Source organism: Actinomadura sp. WMMA1423 (genome assembly GCF_006547145.1).
GTDB lineage: Bacteria > Actinomycetota > Actinomycetes > Streptosporangiales > Streptosporangiaceae > Spirillospora.
In genome coordinates this window covers 7,842,091-7,862,784 of record NZ_CP041244.1, presented here as the reverse complement: position 1 = coordinate 7,862,784, position 20,694 = coordinate 7,842,091, and the positions used below count along the sequence as shown (strand labels likewise).

Annotated in this window: 8 protein-coding genes; 2 read left to right on the top strand and 6 right to left on the bottom strand. The window is 77.0% G+C overall.

From position 1 onward, the window contains the following. Positions 1-696 precede the first annotated feature (696 nt). Positions 697-1,692, top strand: a complete 996-nt coding sequence (locus tag FKD65_RS36440) for a M48 family metalloprotease (protein ID WP_141583437.1) — start codon at positions 697-699, stop codon at positions 1,690-1,692. A gap of 4 nt (positions 1,693-1,696) precedes the next feature. Here the strand turns inward: FKD65_RS36440 and FKD65_RS36435 are convergent, their stop codons facing one another. Further along, positions 1,697-3,874 (bottom strand): hypothetical protein, encoded by a 2,178-nt coding sequence (locus FKD65_RS36435; protein ID WP_141583434.1) that lies wholly within the window; start codon positions 3,872-3,874, stop codon positions 1,697-1,699. A 243-nt stretch (positions 3,875-4,117) separates the two neighbouring features. Between FKD65_RS36435 and FKD65_RS36430 the strand changes: the two genes are divergently transcribed. Continuing rightward, a complete protein-coding gene (locus FKD65_RS36430; RefSeq protein ID WP_205718374.1) occupies positions 4,118-6,832 on the top strand; it encodes an ATP-binding protein in 2,715 nt (904 codons plus the stop codon). Here FKD65_RS36430 and FKD65_RS36425 read toward each other — a convergent pair. From FKD65_RS36425 to FKD65_RS36405, 5 genes are all read right to left on the bottom strand, one after another. Further along, positions 6,816-7,229, bottom strand: coding sequence for a RidA family protein (locus tag FKD65_RS36425; RefSeq protein ID WP_141583429.1), 414 nt, complete (start codon positions 7,227-7,229; stop codon positions 6,816-6,818). The genes FKD65_RS36430 and FKD65_RS36425 overlap by 17 nt on opposite strands. A gap of 44 nt (positions 7,230-7,273) precedes the next feature. Further along, complete coding sequence (locus tag FKD65_RS36420; protein WP_141583426.1) at positions 7,274-8,005, bottom strand: DinB family protein; 732 nt, start codon at positions 8,003-8,005, stop codon at positions 7,274-7,276. 56 nt (positions 8,006-8,061) lie between these two features. Beyond that, positions 8,062-9,285 (bottom strand): glycosyltransferase, encoded by a 1,224-nt coding sequence (locus FKD65_RS36415; protein ID WP_141583424.1) that lies wholly within the window; start codon positions 9,283-9,285, stop codon positions 8,062-8,064. Positions 9,286-9,346: 61 nt separating this feature from the next. Further along, positions 9,347-13,633, bottom strand: coding sequence for a beta-ketoacyl synthase N-terminal-like domain-containing protein (locus FKD65_RS36410; protein ID WP_141583421.1), 4,287 nt, complete (start codon positions 13,631-13,633; stop codon positions 9,347-9,349). Continuing rightward, positions 13,630-20,451: a type I polyketide synthase gene (locus tag FKD65_RS36405; protein ID WP_141583419.1), complete on the bottom strand. Its 6,822-nt coding sequence runs from the start codon at positions 20,449-20,451 to the stop codon at positions 13,630-13,632. Before FKD65_RS36405 ends, FKD65_RS36410 begins: the two co-directional genes overlap by 4 nt. Between the last annotated feature and the right edge of the window lie 243 nt (positions 20,452-20,694).

Genomic DNA, 20,694 nt, shown 5'->3' with positions numbered 1-20,694 from the left:
GGGCCTGAGTCACCTCACCGTGCGGCGACGCCTCCATCACCGCCCACCCCGCCACCCGCGCCCGAGACGCCACCGGCTCCCCAGCAGCCGCGCTCCGGACCCGAGTCACCCCACCGCACGCCACCGCCCACCCGGCCACCTGCGGCCGAGGCCCCACCGGCTCCCCAGCCGCCGCGCTCCGGGCCCGAGTCACCCCACCGTGCGGCGCCTCCGCCACCACCGGCGGTCCAGACGCCGCCTGCTACCCGGCCGCCCTCGCAGGAGCCTCGGCTCGGATCGGCCGCGTCTCCGCCGCCGAGCCTTGGCAACCCGTCCGCAGCACGGCCGCCGGCGCCACCTCCGCCCCGGCCCGCGTCAGCGGTCGAGCCGCCCACTCCTTCCCAGCCGCCGCCCCCGGCGGAATCTCGGCCGGGGACACCGGCGACTCCCCCGCCGAGCCTCGGCGCATCCCGGGCATCGCGCCCTCCGGCCAGGCCGCGGCCGGGCCCACCGCAACAGGGCCCACCGCAACAGGGCCCACCGCAGCCTGTGCCGCCGCAGTCGACGGGCGCGCCGTCGTCTCCGCCTCCCTTGGAAGAAGCGCGGTTCGAGTCGCCCGCGCCTCCGCCGCCGAGGCTCGGACGGCCTCGCGCGCCGTGGTCTCCCGCGCCGGCTCCGCCGCTCCCCGTGCAGACGCCGCCCCTGGAAGAGGCCCGGATGGAGACGCCGGCGCCGCCGGATCTTCGCAAGCCCCGCGCCCCGCAGCCCTCGGCGCCGCGCCCCGCGCCGGCGCGCCGGCCGCCTTCGATGGAGGACCGGGCGGCGCAGGTGCCGCGTGAGGCCGCTTCCGGCCAGGCGCCGGCGGGTGAGCCGGTCCAGCGCTACCTCCCGCCGGGGCAGCCGCACGGCACGCCGTCCGGACGGGCCGGTGTCGCGATCGCGCTGGTCGTGGCGGTCGAGGGTGTCGCGGTCGCCGCCGTCGCGTTCGCCCTGCGCTCCGTCTGGCCGCCCTGGGGCTCGGTCGTGCTGGCCGCGTTCTGGGCGGCCCTGCTGCTGGCGCCTCTGACGGCACGGCGCTCGTACGCCTACCGGGAGCCGGACGACGCCGAGCGCGCCCGGGTGGACCACGCGTGGCGCAACGTGCAGCAGCACGCCGGCGTCAGCGGCTACCGGCTCGTCATCGTCGAGTCGGACGCGTTGAACGCGTGCAGGCCGTCGGTGCGCACGGTGGCGGTCACCTCGCACTCGGCGCGCTCGCTGCCGCCCGAACGCCTCGCCGCCGTCCTCGCCCACGAGCTCGGGCATCTCCAGGGGTGGCATGCGGTGCCGGCGTTCGTCCACGCGCAGGTGACGCTTCCGCACCGCGTGCTGCGGTGGGCACTGCGCACGGTGTGGTCCCCGATCGGCCCGATGTGGAAGCGGGCCGTCGAGTGGCACCGGCCGATCGGCTTCCTGGTGGTGTTCCTCCTGGCCGCGGTCGCCTCGGTGGTGACGGTCCTCGCCGCGGTCCCGGCCGCGCTCGCCTACGCCGCCTCGCTGGGGGCGGGCCTGCTGAGCGCCGGGGGCGAGGCGCGGGCGGACGAAGCCGCGGCGCGCATGGGCTTCGGCGCGGAGCTGGTCGCGGCCGTGGAGCACCGCATCGAGCACCAGCCGGACGGCCTTCCGCTCCCCCTGGTACGGCGGGCGCAGGCGCTGCGCCGCCGGCTCGGCTGAGCCGTCAGCTCCTCCCGCCGAACAGCGGCGGCGGCCCCTGCCGGGGGTCGCCCGGCGGGCGCGGGCCGGTCTGCTGGCCGGGCGGCGGGCCCGGCTGGGACGAAAGCGGCGCCCGCGGCGGCGGCAGTACGGGCGGGGCGGCCCACTGCGGGGCGGACGGCGTCCCCCATTGCTGGGGCGGGGCCTGGGTCAGCGGGCCCGGCGCGGTCAGGGCCGGGCCGGGGGCGGGCAGCGCCTGCGGTGCGGGCGGGTCAGGGAGGGGGCCGTTGGTGACGCGGTCCAGGGTGATGATGGCCGGGTCGCATTCGACGGGCGTGATGGTGCGGCCGCCGCCGGGCGCCGACTCGACGAGCAGCAGGGCGTGGTCGGGCAGGTGCTGGAGGGTGACGGGTTCGACGACGTACTCGTACACGCGCTGCGTGGTGTCGGCGTCGCTCCAGTTGGTCCCCTCCGCGTAGGAGTAGGCGGCCGACCAGTTCCGCGACGTGGAGGTGGAGGTGCCCACGGTGTCGCTCCGGCTGGTGGAGCCGCCCCGGTTGCTGCCGCGCTGGTAGGACGTGGAGCGGTCGGGGAACAGACCGAACATCTCGCCGCCGGAGTAGGTGGTGCCGGACGAGCGGCTCGTCCCCCAGCTGCGGGACGTCCCCGTCGTGCGGCTGGTGCTCTGGGTCTCGGAGTCGCCGGTGCCCTCGGTCTCGGTGTTCGTGTGGGACTCGTTCCCGCCGACGTTCTTGGTGATCTGCGACAGGACGAACCGGTGGTCGCGTCCGATGAAGTCGGCGGCGCGGGAGGCGTCCTCGTGGTTGCCGAGCCGCATGAACGCGACGGCGCCGCCGCCGATCATCTCCGCGGAGGTCTCCCGCAGCCGCCGGAACAGCAGGGTCAGCGGGACGCCGCGCCGCTCGCAGGCGTCCGACAGCCGCTCCAGGTGGCGGCGGGCCAGCTCGTCCGCGCCGGCGACGACCAGGGCGGGGGTGGAGTCCCACGACGCGGTGATGCGGTGCGTCACCCACTGGACGATGAGGTCGGTGAGCAGCTCGGATCGGACGTTGCGGGCCTGGCTGTCGAGCGCGACGCAGGTCAGGTAGCCGGCGCCGTCCTTCACGGCCGGCGTGGTCCCGAGGTCCTCCAGCGGGTGGACGTAGGACTCGATCCGCGACAGGTTCGCGTGGACCTGCCGCCGGTACTCCACGGTGAACAGCTCGTTCGCGATGTGCCGCCGCTCCTCGCGGGCCAGCGCGCCGCCGTCGTCGGGCTCGCCCATGAGCGCGCGCAGGGCCGCCGCGATCCGGCCGAGCGTGACGTCATCGCCGAGCGCGCCGCACACCCTGGTCAGGATCCGGTCGTCCATGCTGCGGTCGGCCCGCGCGGCGTCGGGCGTCCCGCCGTGCATGGACTCGACGATCGCGTCCACCAGGTCGCGGGGCGGCAGGTCGGCCAGCAGGCTGGAGGAGGCCTGGCGGCTGGGCAGCAGCTGCGCGTCGACGCCCATCCACGCCGCCTGGGCCAGCTCCACGAGTTCGCGGCTGACGACCTCGCGCGACAGGTCGAGCACCAGCAGCGGCTGGACGGCGAGGGTGGACGTCCCGTAGGTGGTGAGCAGCGCCTCCCACGCCCACAGCGTCCCGCCGAACACGTCCAGGCGGCGGCCGGGGCGGGGCGCCGCGCCCCACTCGGGCAGGTCGTCCAGCCGTGCGCGCTCCCCGGCGTCGTGTGCCTGCTTGCGCGCGTGCCACTGCCGCGCCCGGTGCTGGTAGCCGCCGATGATCTGCTGCTGGGCCAGCTCGTGGGCCTGCCGGGCGCTCTGCCGCTGCCGGACGGCCCACCACGTCAGCACCGCGCCGGGGGCCAGCACGACGAGCGCCAGCAGGAGCGAGCCGATCGAGAGGGGCGAGCGCAGCGTCGCGGAACCGCTGGCCGAGCAGGCGCCGAACAGCACGAGGACCACCGCGATCCCCGCGCTCACCGGGAGCGTCCGGCCCAGCCGGCGCTGCGCCAGCCGCTCGGTCATCGCGACCCGGCGCGCGAGGTACTCGGGAAGGGCCTGCTGCTGGGGCGGGGCCTCGGGGAAGGGGCGCCGGAACCACCAGCGGTCGCGGAACACCCAGCCGAGGCGGGGGTCGGGGGTGAAGAGCCTCTCGCGGCGCGACAGCAATCCCCCGTGGTCGACCGGACCGCCCATCACGATCTGAAACCCCCGTCCTGCCCCGGTTGCCGGCGCGCTCGCCACGCCCGTCCCGCACTGCTCGCGATGCCGCAAACAACCCAAGCAGATTGACACGGAACTTGTCAGGCCCAACGTGAGGAATCGACCTTCACAAAGGTGACCTTGCTCAATAGCCTGACTGGCCATGACCCTGGAGCGAGGCGGAATCGCGCAAGAGGCCGGCCGGCAGTCCCGCCGGGGCCGCTGACCATGTGGGACGTGGTGCGCGGCCTGCCGGTGTGCCGGCTGGCGGAGGTCCCCCGCCCGGACGAGACGCACGGGCGCGACGAGTGGCGCGACCAGCGGCTCGCGGCGCTGGTGTCGGCCTACCACGCGGGCAAGGACCCGGTCCTCGTCGGCTGGCGGCGGGCGGAGGCGTTCGGCCCCACGGAGGTCTTCGTCGGCGGGGACGGGCTGGTCGCCGACCGCGACGGCGACTCCGCGACCCTCAGCCTCCCCGCGGGCGGACGCGGGACGCTGCTGACCGGGGGCGTCGCCGAGGACTCGATGCCGCACTGGGTGAGCATCGGCGGCATCGCCGACGGCCTGCTCGTGGAGGACCCGCCGCCGGAGGAGCCCGCGAGGCCCTCCCTCGAGGACGGCCTGCTCTCGGTGTGGATGCAGCCGTTCGCGTGGATGCTGGTCGCCGAGCCCGTCGACCCGGACGAGGCGCGGCACCTCGCCGACGACCTCGCGGACCGGCAGCAGCGCGCCCGGGCGATGGCCGAGATGTCGCCCGAGGACTCGGTCGCGGCCCTCCGGCTGGAGAAGCGGCACCGCGAGCTGCGCCAGGCCGCCACGTCCGGCCTCTGGCGGGTGCACCTGGCGGCGGGGGCCGCCACGCCCCGGGCCGCCGCGCGGGTCGCGGCGCTGCTGTGCGCGTCCGCCGATCTCGGCCACCTCCCGTACGCGCTGGTCCCGGGGGCGGCGGGGCCGTTCGAGGCGGGCACGCAGCTCGTCGCGGCGCTCGCCCGCCCGCCCGTCCGGGAGGTCGCCGGGGTCCGGTTCGTGATGCGGCCGGAGTTCGACGTCACGCCCGAGTCGCCGGACACCGGGGTCCGCCTGGGGCGGGTCCTGGACCGCAACCGCCGCGACGTGGGCCCGATCTCGGTGCCGCTGTCCAGCCTGAACCGGCACACGTTCGTGTGCGGCGCGACCGGCGCGGGCAAGTCGCAGACCGTCCGGTCGCTGCTGGCGTCCGCGTCGGCGGCGGGCCTGCCGTGGCTGGTGGTCGAGCCGGCGAAGGCCGAGTACCGGCTGATGGCGGCGCGCCTCCCGGACGCGGAGGTCGTCACGATCCGCCCGGGCGACGCCGAGGCGATCGCGGCCGGGATCAACCCGCTCGAACCCTCGATCGGCCCCGACGGGAGGCCGTTCCCGCTCCAGACGCACGCCGACCTCGTCCGGGCCCTGTTCCTCGCCGCGTTCGAGGCCGACGAGCCGTTCCCGCAGGTGCTAGCGGCGGCGCTGACCCGCTGCTACGAGCGCCTCGGCTGGGACCTCGCGCTCGGCGAGCCGACCGTCCCGGGCACCTCGCCCCGCTACCCGGCGCTCGCCGACCTCCAGGCCACCGCCGAGCAGGTCGTCGACGAGATCGGCTACGGGCAGGAGATCACCGACAACGTGCGCGGCTTCATCCGGGTCCGGCTGTCCAGCCTGCGGCTCGGGACGACCGGGCGGTTCTTCGAGGGCGGCCACCCGATCGACTTCGACGCGCTGCTCGCCCGCAACGTCGTCCTGGAGATCGAGGACGTCGGGGACGACCGCGACAAGGCGTTCCTGATGGGCACGGTCCTGGTCAGGCTGGTGGAGCACCTGCGGCTCCGGCAGCGCCGGGGCGGCCCGGGCGGGCTGCGGCACCTCAGCGTGTTCGAGGAGGCGCACCGGCTGCTGCGCCGCAGCGAGCAGGCGGGGCCCGCCTCGCACGCCGTGGAGACGTTCGCGAGCCTGCTGGCGGAGATCCGCGCGTACGGCGAGGGCCTGATCGTGGCGGAGCAGATCCCCTCCAAGCTCGTCCCGGACGTCATCAAGAACACCGCCGTCAAGATCGTCCACCGGCTGCCCGCGAAGGACGACCGGGACGCGGTCGGCGCCACCATGAACATCACCGAGGCCCAGTCGCAGTTCCTCGTCACGCTCACGCCGGGCGAGGGCGCGGTGTTCACCGACGGCATGGACTACCCGCTCCTGGTCCGGATGCCGGACGGCTCGCACCTGGAGGAGTCCGCGCCGCCCACGGCCTCGCCCCGCGTGCTCGTGACCCCGCGCAGCGGCACGTGCGGGGCCGACTGCCGCGAATCGCCCTGCACGCTGCGGGACATGCGCACCGCCCAGCGCGCCCTGGCCGACCGGCCGGAGTTCGTGGTGTGGGCGGAGCTCGCCGCCGCCGCCCACCTGACCGGATGGGGCGCCCCGCGCCCACCGTCCTCCTCGCTGAAGGGGCTGCCGCCCCGGCTCCGGGACTGCGCCGTCTCCCACGCGGTGGACGCGGCCGTCGCGTCCCGTGCCGCGCCCGCCGGCCTGGCCGACCACCTGGTCGCGATGCTGGGGGGCGAGGCGTGCGCGGGCGACGAGACCGGCTTCTTCGCCGCCCCCTACCGGTGGTGCCTCGTCCTGGAGCTGCTCGGCGAGGCCCGTAAGGCGGCCCCCGACGCGGGACGCCATCCGCTGAGCGCGGAATGGGAGGCCCTTCACGGGCGCGCCATCCCGGGCGGCACGCTCACCGAGCAGTTCGACGCCGTCAACGCCTGGTGGGAGCGCGGCCAGCGCGACATCGGCGCCCGCGACCTCGCGGTCTGGGGCTCCGGCCGGACGCTGGAGACGGCGGTGGGCGCCCTGCGCACCGACCCCGACTGGTCCGACCGGCTCCGCGACGCGGCGTCCGGCCTCGGCTACCTCGGCGGCCTGCTCGACTCCTTCACCGCGACCGAATGACCTCGCCCCCGCCCTTCGCCCTCCGCGCGTCGACCTCGATCTCGATCTTCATGCGGGGGTCGGCGAGCCCGCACACCAGCATCGTCGCGGCGGGCCGCACCTCGCCGAAGGCGCGCCGCAGCGCCGGCCAGCACGGCTCGAAGTCCGCGCGGTCGGGCAGCAGGTACCGGACGCGCACGACGTCGGCGAACGCGCAGCCCGCCTCCGCAAGGGCGGCCTCGATGTTGCGGAGGCACTGCTCGGCCTGCTCCACCACGTCGTCGGAGATCGTCATCGTGGTGTAGTCGAACCCGGTCGTGCCCGAGACGTACACCCGGTCGCCGTCCACCACGGCGCGGGCGTATCCGATCTGCTCCTCGAACGTCGAGCCGCTGAGGATCGCGCGTCGTTCCGTCATGGTCGAGATTATGAGGCCCCCGGGCCCCTGGAGTGCTCGCGGGGTCAGGCCGCGTAGTTGCGGAGGACGCGCAGGGCGTCGGCGCCGTGCGGGCCCTCGGCGGTGAGGCCGGTCTGCGCGGGGGTGAGGCGGCGTGCGCCGAGCCGGCAGAAGTCCGAGGCCGGGCCGCTGATCCGGGACGGGGCGGCGGGGTCGCCGAGCGTCCACCGCGATCCGTCCGGGGCGGTGAGGTCGCAGAAGACGGGGGCGTCGGGCAGGCCCTCGACGGAGAAGGCGTAGGGCAGCGTGCGGTGGGCCAGCCAGGCGATGTGGCGGAGCCGCTCGGTGTCGGGGTAGGGGACGCCCAGCGGGACGGTGATGTCCAGCGCGTGCGCCCAGTGCTCGGCGAGCCGGGTCGTCGCGAGGGTGCGCGGGGACAGCGACATCCGCACCCACGGCAGGCGCGTGCCCGGCGGCTGGTCGCGCAGCGCGTCCGGGGTGGCGAGGGCGGCCGCGCGCCAGCGCGCCAGCAGGTCGGCGGCCGGGGCGCCGCGCTCCGCGGCGACCATGTCCGCCGCCATCCCGTCCACGGTGGTCTCGGCGGAGGGCAGGAAGGCCTCCCGCCCCTCGGACGGCCCGCTGATCATCTCCTCGGTCTGGGCGAGGTGCAGGACGACGTCGGCGACGCTCCACCCCTCGGCGCCGGAAGGCCGGTCCCACTGCTCGTCCGTCAGGGACGCCAGCACCGCGTCCAGCCTCCGGTACTCCGCGTCCAGGTCGTCGAAGATGTCCGTCATGGCGGCACGCTACCGAGTTGTGCCCGGGTTCGCGCGCCCTTCGGTGGCGGAAGCGATCACGCCAGCTTCTCCAGACGGTCGGCGGCTTCGGCGGCGCCGCCCGCCGCGGCGAAGGACTCCTGGACGCGCCCCGCGGCGGCGCGGTGCGGGCCGTCCGCCAGGACGGCCGTGAGGGCGGCCCGCAGCTCCTCCGGCCGGACGCGGTCGGGCGGGACGGCGATCCCCGCCCCGGCGGCCTCCACCAGACCCGCGATGACCGGCTGGTCGTCCCCCGTCGGCGCGACCACCAGCGGCAGGCCCCGGGACAGGGGCTCGCACACGGTGGCGTAGCCACCGTCGCAGACGACCGCCGACATCCGTTCGAGCAGCTTGCGGCGCGGGAGGTGCCTGCGGACGACGACGTCCGGCGGCACCTCGCCCACCGCCGCGGGCGACGCCTCGATGACCGCCTGGACGTCCAGGTCGCGGACGGCCTCGGCCGCGGCCCGGACGAACCGCTCCCCGGACGGGTCGTCGACCGCGCCCCCCGTGACCAGGACGGCGGGGCGGCCGTCCAACCGCTCCCATGGGAAGGCGCTGGGGGTGGGGCGCCCGAGGACGGGCCCCACGAAGGCGAAGTGGTCGGGGAAGACGGAGGTGTCGCCGAGCAGCGCGCCGGTGGCGAAGACCAGGACGAGGTGGTCGGAGAAGCGCAGGTCGAGCAGGTCGTCGATGCCGTTGTCGAGCTGGAACCCGCCGATCCCCTCGCGCACCCGCCGCTCGTCGTCCGGGCGGTCGGCGAGCGGCCGGGTGAGCTCCACCGGCGTCGCCGCGAGCGTGGCCCAGGGGATCTCCCGGCGCCGGGCCGCGAGGGGCGCGGCGAGGGCGAGCTGGTCGCCGACGACCGCGTCCGGGCGGAACCGGTCGATCGCGGTCTCGACGCCGGGCAGCATCGCGTGGCCGAGCGGGACGGCGAACTCCTCCCACAGGGAGCGCAGGAAGGCGGGGCCGTCCGGTCGCGGGCCGTCACCGTCCGGCCGTGCCGCCGCGTCGTCGCCGGCGCTGAAGATCCGCGCGCCCGGGCGCAGCAGCGGTTCGAGGGACGCGCGGTGGCCCGTCCAGGCGATCTTGTGGCCGCGCCGGGCGAGCTCGGCGGCGACCGCGGCGGCCTCAGTGACGCGCCCGGCGCCGCCCGGCCCCGGCGGCGGGACCGCGAACAGGAAGCGGCGGGACGGCGCGCACGCCCGCGCGACCCCCGGATCGCCGAGCAGGGACGGGACGCGGACGCGGCGGGCGTTCACCGTGCTGCTCCGGCCTGTGCTGCTCCGGCCCGTGTCCGGGTGCCGGTGTGGTCGGCGTCGTTCATGCTCGGGTCTCCTCCATGTCGGCCGCGCCTGACGCGGCCGTCCAGGCCACGACGTGTCCTTCGAGTTCGCGGGTCTCCACCGTGGTGACCGTGCCGCCCGCCGCGATCAGGAGCCGTTCGGCGTCGGCGACGGTCACGACGAGTTCGGGCCGCTCCGCGCCGCTGCCCATGCCCGGTAGGAGGGCCTGCAACACCGCCTGCTTGGCCGCGCGTATCCGCGCGTCCTCCCCTTCCCGGGCGAGCCCGATGCCGGCGGGCTCGCGGCCGGCCCTGGCCAGCGCCACGCCCAGGTCGGCGTCCGAGGCGATCGAGAGGGTGAGCGGCTCATCGAACGGACCCGTGGCGAGGGGTCCGTCCCGGACGGTGAGTTCGGCCGGGAAGAGCGGCCCGTGGCCCTCGCGCCAGAGGTGGTGGCGGACGGCGTCCTTGGCCGCGATCCGTCCGAGCAGCCACGGCCCCTGCTCGGTCGGCGGGAGGGCCTCGTACTCGGCGCGTTCGACGGCGCACAGGTACTGGCGCATCAGCAGGTCGCGGGAGGCGGTGCCGTCCCACCGCTTGCGGGCCAGGCACCAGCCGCCGGGTTGCGGCTCCCCCGTCCCGGAGACCTCCGGGGTGAACTTCATTCGCCAGAGCGCCTCGTCGGTGTAGAAGCGGTGGGCGGTCCATCCGTCGATGCGCGCCCAGACGGTTCCGTCGTCCGTGGCCATCTCCACCGAGCAGCGCATGGTCGTGTCGGTCAGGGACTGGTTCCAGATGGTCGTGTCGAGGTGCTCCCCTGGGGGCGGTGTGGGTCCGTAGAGGGCGACCCTTTCGATCCCTACGGGGAACACGGTCTGGTTGGTGTCGCCGTACACCTGGAGCCAGTGGGCGCAGAGCTGGCCTGCGCTGTCCAGGAGCGCGCCTGGCGTGGGCAAGGAGGTCAGGACGGCCCGCACGCCGTCCTCCGCGAGGGCCGTGATCTCGGTGACTCCGCGGAAGAGCGGCCCCTGGAACATCCAGCGCTCCTCGTAGAGCCGTTCGGCGGTGACGATGGGCGGCCCTTCGATGGTCAGCGGCGTGCGGTCCGGCCGGGGCGGCGCGGGGTGGCGCTCGGCGAGCAGGACCGTCCCGTCCGCGTGGCCGTGGACGACGACCTTCACCTTGCGCGGACGTCCCGCCGCGTCGATGAGGTAGGCGCGGATCTCGGCGGCGGTCGGCGGTGCCGCGACGAGCCAGCGGACCGCGCGGACGTTCTCGAACCCGACCACGACCAGGTCGGGCAGCAGCTCGCGCGCCGCCGCGGCCATGACCTCCAGCAGCCCGGCCAGCGGAACGATCGGGAACCTGTCCGACATGTCGGGCCAGTCGGGGGGCTGCGGGACGAGGCAGTGGTCGCTCAGCCACGGCATCGCCTCGACCGAGAAGGCGCGGGAGACGTTCAGCTCCGCGGCGACCGGCGACACGTCCTCGCCGGGCGCGCTCTCCCCGGGCGCGTTCTCACCCGGCGCGGACTGGGCCGCGGGCCCGCCGCCGAGCGCCTCCAGGACCGACTCCGCCCCGCTCGCCGCGTCGTCGAGCAGGGCCTCCAGCTCGGCCATCACCGGATCGTCGGCGGGCAGCGGCGGCACCCTCCGGGCGAGCCGGAGCGGCTCCACGGCCCCGCCCAGCCTGATCATCGGCGTCCCGAGGTCCAGGCGCATGCCCGTGGCGGCCGGCGGAGGCGGCGGCGACGCGCCGTAGCCCTCGGCCCAAAGCGCGGCGACGACGCGGCGGAGCTGGGCCATCCCGTCGCGCTTCGGCACGTTGACGGCCATCGCGAGGTGCTCGCGGCCGCCGAGGCGGTCGGCGACGAAGCCGGGGAGCCCGCCCGGCCCCACCTGGACGAACACCCGCACGTGCGCCGCGCCGTAGAGCTCCTCGACCAGCTCGCTGAACCGGACGGGTTCGAGCAGGTGCCGCCCGACCAGCTCGCGCACCTCGGCCGGGCGGCGCGGGAACGGCGCGACCGTCGTCGCCGACCACAGCGGGACGCGCGGCTCGCGGATCTCCAGCGACTCCAGCGAGCGCCGCACCCGCTTCTCGCACGCCCCGGCGAGCGGGGTGTGGAGCCCCGACCGGAACGGCAGCTCCTGCCCGAGCACCCCTTCGGAGGCGAGCCGCCGCAGGATCTCGCGGACCTCCGCCGACGGGCCGCAGACCACCGACTGGTGCGGGCAGTCGTCGTGGCTGACGACGACGCCGGAGTGCCCGCCCGCGGCCTCGCGCGCCCGGTCCGCGCCGCAGCCGAGCGCCGCGTACGCGGCGTCCGGAACGTCCAGGGGCTCGCCGTCGAGGGCGCCGAGGAGCGCCTCGACCGCGTCCGCGTCGCAGACCCCGGCCGCGGCCATCGCCGTCCATTCGCCGAGGCTGTGGCCCGCCGCCACGTCCGGCTCGACGCCGAGCTCCGCGAGCGCGGCGGTCAGCAGCCGGCCGACGCGGACCACGTCGGCCGCGTGCCCGGCGACGTCCGTGCGGCCGGTCAGCTCCGGCTCGGGCATGCCGAAGTGCGCGGCGACGTTGGCCACGCGCGGGTCGAAGGCGGGTTCGAACCCGGGGTAGAGGAACGCCAGCCGCCCGCCGTCCGCGAGCAGGGGGCGGGGCGAGAACCACACGTCGCTGCGGCCGCGCCAGGCGGTGCCGCGCTGGACGACCGCGCGCGCCAGGTCGAGCCTGCGCGGGGTGGGGCCGACGATGGCGAGGCGGTACGGAAGGTCGGGGGCGTCGTCGCGGACGCCGGCGAGGAGCTCCTCGTCGGGGGCGGACAGGACCTCGGCCAGTTCCTCGGTCGTGCGCGCGGCCAGCCGAAGGACGCCCTCGTCCGACCGCGGCGCGTCGAGCCGGCGCCGCCGGGGCCTGCGGGCGGCGGGCGGCTCCTCGAGGACCACGTGGGCGTTGGCGCCGCCGAACCCGAACGCGTTGACCGCCGCCCGGCGGGGGCCGCCGCCCCGCTCCCACTCCGCGGCCTCCCGGACGAGCCGCAGCCGGCCGCCCTCCAGTGCCGGATGCGGGTCGTCGGCGTGCAGCGTCGGCGGCAGGACTCCGTCGCGCAGCGCGAACGCGGCCTTGATCAGCCCGGCGATCCCGGCGGCCGGCATCGCGTGCCCGATCATCGACTTGACCGTGCCGAGACCGATTGGCGGGCCGGCGGTCCCGAAGACCCGGCGCAGCGTCGCCAGCTCGGCCTCGTCGCCCGCCGGGGTCGCGGTGCCGTGCCCCTCGATCAGCCCCACCGCGCCGGGGGCGGACGGGACGAGGCCCGCGTCCCGCCACGCCCGCTCGACCGCGAGGACCTGCCCGTCCACCGGCGGGCTCGTGACGCTCGCGGCGCGGCCGTCGCTGGAGGAGCCCGCGCCGAGGATCACCGCGTGGACACGGTCCCCGGCGCGCTCGGCGTCGGACAGCCGCTTCAGCAGGACGACGCCCGTCCCCTCGGCCAGGAGCGTCCCGTCGGCGGACCGGTCGAACGGCCGGATCGTCTCGCTCGGGCTCAGCGCCCGGAGCCGGTTGAAGACGCTCCACACCGTGGCGTGGTGGGCGTGGTGGACGGCCCCGGCCAGCATCGCGTCGGTCTGCCCGCCGCGCAGCGCCCGGACGGCGTGCTCGACCGCGAGCAGCGACGACGCGCACGCCGCGTCCAGGGTGTAGGCGGGGCCGCGCAGGTCGAACCGCTCGGCGACGAGGGAGGCGGCGAAGCCCGGCAGCTGCCCGGCGGTGTCCGGTGCGTCCGGGCCGAGCCGCTCGCAGAACGCCCGGCGGATCTCCGCCAGCCGCCGGGGCCCGAGTTCGGGCACCAGCTCGCCGATGATGCCGGCGACCTGGTGGGAGGTCCTGACCCGCTGGTCGGACCGCGCCAGTCCCGGCGTGATGTAGCCGCCGCGCCCGATGACCACGCCGATCCGCGACCGGTCGGGCAGCCGGTCGGCGCCGCCCGCGTCCGCGATCGCGTCCCCGGCCGCGCGCAGCGCCAGCAGGTGGTCGGGCTCCATGCCCCGCACCGCCGCGGGCGCGATGCCGAACCTGGCCGGGTCGACGACGGCCAGCTCGTCGACGAACCCGCCGCGCCGGCAGTAGAACCTGTCGCTCTCCGGCTCCCGGCCGTAGGCGTCCGGGTCGTAGTAGAGCGCGGGGTCCCAGCGGCCGGGCGGCACGTCGCCGATCGCGTCGAACCCGTCGAGGACGTTGCGCCACAGCTCGGCCGCCGACCCCGCGCCCGGGAACACCGCCCCCGCCCCGACGATGGCGATCGGCTCCCCCGCCTCGCTCACCGGACGGCCCCGGTGAGCACGACCCGTGTCTCGTCCCCGAGGGCGATCTCCCTGAGCAGGGCGGCGGCCCCGGTGTCCGGGTCGATCGGCCCGATGCCGCGCCGCGCGTACTCGCGCGCCCGCTCGGTCGACGCCCTGCTGCCCACGACGCCGCCCACGCCGGGGCCCGTGGCGGGGCCCATGCTGGCGCCCGCCCACGGTCCCCAGTCGACGACGAGCACCCGGCCGCGCAGCCGCGTGCGCCACGCGTGCGCCAGCGTGCCGCACGCGTCGCCCGCCGCGGCTCGGTCGGCCTGCCCGGCGCGGCCGTGCACGCCGGCGATGCCGCCGAAGACGACGAAGAACCCGAGTTCGGGGCGGACGGCCTGGGCGAGCGCGGCGGCGCCGTCCACCTTCGTCCGGTACACCCGCGCGAACGACTCGGGCGTCTTGTCGCGGATCAGCCGGTCCTCCACGAGACCGGCGCCGTGGACGACCCCGTCCAGCCGGCGGTGCCGGCGGTAGACGTCGTCCACCACGGCCCGTACCGCGGCCGGGTCCCGCACGTCCGCCGCGTGGTACCGGACGGAGGCGGCGTGCTCGCGCAGCGCGGCCAGCGTGCGGCGTATCCCGCGTTCGGCGAGGATCCTGCGGACCGTCGCCTCGATCTCGGCGGGACGCTCCTCGCCCTGCGCGACGAGCGCCCGGCGCAGCGCGGCCTCGTCCTCGGCGCAGGGGAACTCCGGGGCGCCCGCCGGCTCCGGGGTGCGGCCCACCAGCTCGACGTGGCAGCCGCTCGTCCGGGCGAACTCCAGGGCAACCCGCGCGGTGATGCCCCGCGCGCCGCCGGTCAGCAGGACGACGCCGTCCGGCCCGAGGCGCAGCGCGCCGGCCGGGTCTCCAGCGGGCGGCTCGGCGGGGACCATCTCCAGCCCGTTGCGCAGGCCGCCCTCGTGCCCGACCACGACCGGGGCCTCGGCGGCCAGCAGCTCGGCGAGGATCCGCTGCGCGATCGCGCGCGGGGTCTCCCTGGTGTCGACGTCCAGCGCGCGGACCAGCGTCTCCGGATACTCCAGCGCGACGGTCCTGGCCAGCCCCCGAAGGCCCGCCCCCGGCACCGGGTCCCCGATGGCGCCGCCGCCGAACCGGTGCCCGAACGTGCCGCCAGCCCCGCTCGCGAGCACCAGCCACCGCAACCCGCCGTCCAGCGCCTGCCGGACGCCCTCGAACGCCTGCGGCAGCACGCCCGCGGCTCCCGGTCGCAGCGCCCCGAGGTGGACGAGCCCGTCGCAGGGCCCGTCGACGTCCCGGGCGGGGCGTGCCCGCGCGCCGTGCCGCTCCAGCAGCCCGGCCAGTTCGAGCGCGACGCCGCACCCGTCGTCCACGACCAGGAAGGTCCTGCCCTCGAACGCCGTCCCCGAGTCGGGCGGCACCGGCAGCGCGTCCAGCTGCACGACCCGCGGGACCTGCCGCACCATCCGCGGCACGGGCCGGACCCCGGGCAGCTCCGGGGTCCTGACCCGGGCCTCGCCCCGCGCGGGCCGCGGAACGACGGCCTCCCGCACCACGGGTTCCTGGAGGGCGGGCTCACAGACGGCGGCCTCCCGAACCACAGCCTCCCGAACCACAGGCTCCCGAACCACAGGCTCCCGAACCACAGGCTCCCGAACCACAGGCTCCCGAACCACAGGCTCGCGAACCATGGGCTCACGGACGGCAGGCTCCCGAGCAACCGGCTCACGGACCGCGGGCTCACGCACGACGGGCTCACGAACTGCGGGCTCACGAACTGCGGGCTTGGGGACCACCGGGCGCGGGGGCTCCGCCGGCGCGTCCTGGTGGTCGGCGCCGGTCCGGGCGCTGACCACGGCGCGGGCGGCGGCGTGCACGTCCCGCGCTGCCCCGGTTGCCCGCTCCCCGCTGCCCGGCCGCTCCGAAGGCTCCTCCCCGTCCGGCCGCGTCGGCAGCATCTCACCAGGCAGGACGGGACGCGGCGCGGGGACCGACCGCGGTGCCGCGTCCCGTCCCGCCGGGGCCGCCAGGTGCCGCAGGACGACCTCGCGCTGCGCCGCGATCACCTCGCGGCTCGCGCGCAGGTACTCCAGGACGGCGGCCTCCGAGCCGCCCGGGGCGGGGCCCTCGATGCGCTCGGCGGGACGGAGCGCGCCCGCCGGGTACCCGCCGTCGGCGGTGCGGACGAGGCGGCCGTTGAGGGTCCATCCCGGCGCCGGGACGGGCTCCCCGGACAGCGGGCGGGCGTCGCGTCCGGCGAACAGGGGCAGCGGGTCGACCGGGACGCCGGCGGCGGCCAGCCCGGCGAGCGCGCGCAGCAGCGCCGCGAGGCCGTTCTCGCCGGGCGCGTCGCAGCTCACGGTGGTGTGCGGCCGGTCGACGAGGATCCTGCCGACAAGGCCCGTGAGGACCCGTCCGGGCCCCGCCTCGACGAACGTGCGGGCCCCCGCGGCGTACATCGCCTCGATCTGCTCGACGAAGCGGACGGGCGCGGCGAGCTGCGCCGCGAGGGTGCCGGCCAGCTCGGACGGTTCGGTCTCGTACGGCGCCGCCGTCGCGTTCGACCAGACGGGGAACGCGGGCGAGCGCAGGTCGCGGCCGAGCAGCTCGGCGTGCAGGCCCGCCGATGCGGCGGCGACGAGCGGGCTGTGGAACGCGCACGCGACCGGGAGCCGCTCGGCGTGCAGGCCCGCGTCCGCCAGGACGCCCAGCGCCCGCTCCACGCCCGCTGAGGTTCCGGAGACCACGACCTGGCGGGGCGCGTTGTGCTGGGCGACGACCACGCCGCCCACGTCGGCCAGCGCCTCGCGCACCTCGGCGGGCGTCGCGCTCACCGCCGCCATCGCGCCCGCGTCCGGCCCGGCAGCCGCCAGGGTCGCCTCCCCCCGCACGGCGCTCAGGCCGATCAGGTCGGCGTCGTCGAAGACGCCGGCGGCGCACAGCGCGACGAGTTCGCCGCAACCGTGCCCGGCGGCGAGGTCCGGGTGCACGCCGACCGCCGTGAGCAGCCGGTGCACGGCCAGCCCGGCGATGCCGAGGGCGGGCTGCGCGATCCGCGTGTCGGCGAGCTCGGCCCGGTGGCGGCGGGCGTCCGACCGGGTGAACGCCCTGGGCGGGAACATCGCGGCCGCGTACCGCTCGCCCGCGTGCCGCAGGAGCCGCTGGAGGCGGGGAAAGGCGACGAAGAGGTCGGCGAGCATTCCGGGCCGCCGGCTGCCCTGGCCGGGGAACAGGAACGCGACCTGCCCCGGATCCGCGGAGGCGCCCTGCTCGCCGGACGCCACGAAGACGCCAGGCGCCGCGCGGAACCCGGCCGCGTGCGCGAGCTTGCGCCGGAGGTCGTCCAGGTCCGAGGCCACGAGCGCCACCTGCACCGGCCCGTCGAGGGACGCGGCGGTCCTGGCGAGGTCGCGCAGCCGGGGCCCGCCGGACAGCAGGCCCGACAGCCGGTCCATCGCGGCGCGGGCGGCGGAGCGGTCGGCCCCACGGATCAGGAAGAGCTCGGCCGGCCACTCGGCGAGCCCGGACAGCGGCTCGGGGGCGCCGCCGTAACCGGACAGGACGGCGTGGAAGCTCGCGCCGCCGATTCCGGAGCCGCTCAGCCCCGCGTACCGCTCCCCCGGTCCGGCGGTCCACGGCCGGGCGCCGCCGCCGAACGCGAACGGGCCCTCCGGCGACCACTCCGGGTTCGGGCGGGCGAGGTGCAGCGTGCCCGGCAGCGCGCCCGTGTGGAGCGCGTACGCGGTCTTGACCAGCCCGGCGAGGCCCGCGGCGCACCCGGTGTGGCCGATCTGCGACTTGACCGACCCGAGCGTGACGCTCCCCGGCGCGGCCGTGCGGAACACCGCGGCCAGGGCCGCCAGCTCCGCCCTGTCGCCCGCCTCGGTGCCGGTGCCGTCCGCCTCGACGAGCCCCACGGCGGCGGGTGAGACGCCCGCGCGCTCGTAGGCGCGCTCCAGAGCTCGGCGCCGCCCTTCCGGACGCGGCGCGGTGAGGCTGAGGGAACGGCCGTCGCTCGCACCTGCGACCGACCTGACCACCGCGTAGATCCGGTCGCCGTCGCGTTCGGCGTCCGCGAGGCGCTTGAGGACCACGCACGCGACGCCCTCGCCGAGCGCGATCCCGTCGGCGGACGAGTCGAACGCGGCGCAGCGCCCCGCCGGGGACAGCGCGCCCGCCGAGGCTTGCAGCAGGTAGTCGTGGAGGCCGCCGCGCAGGTCGGCTCCGCCGCACAGCACCATGTCGCCGGACCCGGAGACGAGCTCCTTGCAGGCGGCGTCGAGCGCGGCCAGCGACGCGGCGCCGCCCGCGTCCACGGTGTGGGCCGCACCGCCGAGGTCGAGCCGGTTCGCGATCCGTCCCGCGATCACGTGGGTGAGGACGCCCGGGAGGGAGTCCGGGGTCGGACGCGGAAGCCGCTCGTCCAGCCCCGGGGGCACCTCGCCGTAGTAGGACGGGAGCGTCGCGCGCATCCCGTAGGCCACGCCGAGGTCTCCGCCCGCTCCCGCACCGAAGACCACCGACGTCCGGGACCGGTCGAACGGCCGGTCGGCGTATCCCGCGTCCGCCAGCGCCCGGGACGCGACCTCCAGCGAGAGGAGCTGGATCGGGTCGACGCCGCCGAGCGCTCCGGGCGGGATCCCGTGGGCGAGCGCGTTGAACGGCACGTCGGGAATGAACCCGCCCCGCGTCGACGGCGCCCTCACCTCCCCGGACGGCGAGCCGTCCCAGCAGACGGCATCGGCCGCCGGGTCGACCCCGCCGCCGTTGCTCACCGAGTCGACCCCGCCGCCGTTGCTCACCGAGTCGACTCCGCCGACGATGTTGGCCCAGTAGCGCGCGGCGTCACCGGCGCCCGGGAAGACGCAGGCCATCCCGATGACCGCGATGTCGACCGGGCACGCCGCCCTCACGGGCCCGGCGAAGCCCAGCTCCGCCGCGCGGGCGGCCAGGAACGCGGTCGCGCCCGAAGTGACCTGCTCGTGCAGGACGGCGATCCGGGTCGCGGCCGACCGCAGCGCGGCGACCTGCCCCATCGGGTAGAGGCCCTCGGAGCGCTGGACGTCCGCGTCCACCGGGGCGCCTCGGCGCACGCCCTTGCTCGCGACGCGCACGCGGGCGTGGTTCAGCTTCTCCAGGCGGCGCCACACCTCCTGCGGCGGCGTCCCGGCATGCTCCAGCTCGCGGCGGGTCTCCTCGAACGCCTGGACGTAGGGGGTGCGGGCGCAGCGGGTCGCGTGGCCGGGCGCCGACTCCAGCAGCACCGTCCCGCCGCAGCCGAGCGCGACGTCCTGGAAGCCCGGCTGTATCGCGCCCGCGCCGACCGCCTCGGCGGTGAACAGGTACGCGGTGCCCATCAGGACGCGGACGTCGGCGCCGCGCTCGGCCAGCGGACCGGCGAGCGCCGCGACCATGGCGGCGGACCGCTCGTCGTGGACGCCCCCCGCGAACACCACCGACAGCTCGCGCGGGTCGCCGTCGAAGGCCATCAGCCGCTCGACCTGCGCGTCCCACAGCGGGAAGCTCGCGCGCGCCGCGACGCGGCCGCCGCACTCCCCGCCCTCGAACACGAACTTGCGCGCGCCCTCCGCCAGGAACCGGTCCAGCAGTTCCGGGGACGGGACGTGCAGGTACGTGCCGATCCCGGCTGCCTCCAGCGGCGCGGCCTCCGCCGGGCCGCCGCCCGCGATCAGCGCGTAGGGCGGGGCGGCCTCGCGGATGGCGGCGAGGTGGGCCTCCCACAGCTCCGGCGGCGCGATCCCGAGGACGGCGGCGCCCCAGGGGCGGCCGCCGAGCCGGTCCGCGGCATCGCGCAGCAGCGCCCGCACCCGGCCGGGATCGGCCAGGCCCAGCGCGAGGAACGGCAGGCCGCCGTCCTGCGCGACCGCTCCGGCGAACGCGGGACTGTCACCGACCTGCGGCATGGGCCCCTGCATGACGACCGGTCCGCCGCGCGGCGCGAGCGGCTCGGCCCGGACGGCGGCCCGCAGGTGCGCCTCGATCTGCTCCCGGACGGCCCGCACCACTCCCCCGGCGGTCCTGTACCGCCCGGCGAGCGCGGTGGCGAGCGGCGCGTCCTGCCCGGCGGGCAGCGGCAGCCGCCCGGTCTCCGCCGCGCCCGGCCCGCGCAGGGCCCGATGCCCGTCGACGAGCGCGGCCGCGGTGCCGTCCAGCGCCGCCGGGCCGGCCGCGGTCCCGGCGGGCGGCTCCGCCTCCCGGACCAGCGCGAGCTGGACGTCCAGGACCACCCCGGCCGCGCCCCCGGCCACGGCGGCCGCGGCGGAGTGCGGTCCGATCCCGCCCGCCGCGTACACCGGGACCCCGGCCTCCGCCAGAAGGCGCTGGAGCAGGACGAACGTGGTCAGGTCGCCGACGCGCCCGCCCGCGTCGCAGCCCCGCGCGACGAGCCCCGCGTCGTGGGCGAGGTCCTGGGCGACGGCGACCGCGGCGGCGGCCTCCTCGGGGCTCATGACCTCGACCAGGAGGCGGCGCCCGCGGGCGAATCCGGCGATGTCCGGCGCGCCGTCCGTCCACAGCAGGGGCCCGTCGACCAGGACGGTGCCGACCGCCTCGGGGAGCTCGTCCGGCCGGATCCGGCACCCGGCGGGCACGCGGACGCCGAACGGTCCCCTCCACCAGCGGGTGACCTCGGTGAGGGCGGCGAGGGCGGGCGCCCGCTCGGCGCCGAGGTCCAGCACGCCCGTGCCGCCCGCGCGGCCCACGGCGACGGCGAGACGGGGCGCGGGCCTGCCGAACGGGGTGACCCCGATGATCTCGGTCCCGGCCCGCTCGCCGCGGCCGCCGTTCTGTCCGGCCCTGTCCGACATGCACTGCCCCCCGACGTCCCGCGCGGCACGGCGCGTGACCGGCGCGGCTCGCAAACAACGGTCCGACAGACTACGTTCGGCGACGCCCCGAACACGGGGACGACACACCCGGATGCGGGTTGTATGGCGGCACGGCAAAGGAGATTCGAACCTCCCTTGGCACGGCATGGGCCGGAGGTGGCCCTGCGGGGCTCTCGCCTCCGGACCACCACATCGCGCATAATGGCGATCACAGTCCGTGGC

Coding starts and splice junctions, on each gene's coding strand:
- FKD65_RS36440 (WP_141583437.1), top strand. CDS start 697: ATGGAGACGCCGGCGCCGCCGGATCTTCGCAAGCCCCGCGCCCCGCAG.
- FKD65_RS36435 (WP_141583434.1), bottom strand. CDS start 3,874: ATGGGCGGTCCGGTCGACCACGGGGGATTGCTGTCGCGCCGCGAGAGG.
- FKD65_RS36425 (WP_141583429.1), bottom strand. CDS start 7,229: ATGACGGAACGACGCGCGATCCTCAGCGGCTCGACGTTCGAGGAGCAG.
- FKD65_RS36420 (WP_141583426.1), bottom strand. CDS start 8,005: ATGACGGACATCTTCGACGACCTGGACGCGGAGTACCGGAGGCTGGAC.
- FKD65_RS36405 (WP_141583419.1), bottom strand. CDS start 20,451: ATGTCGGACAGGGCCGGACAGAACGGCGGCCGCGGCGAGCGGGCCGGG.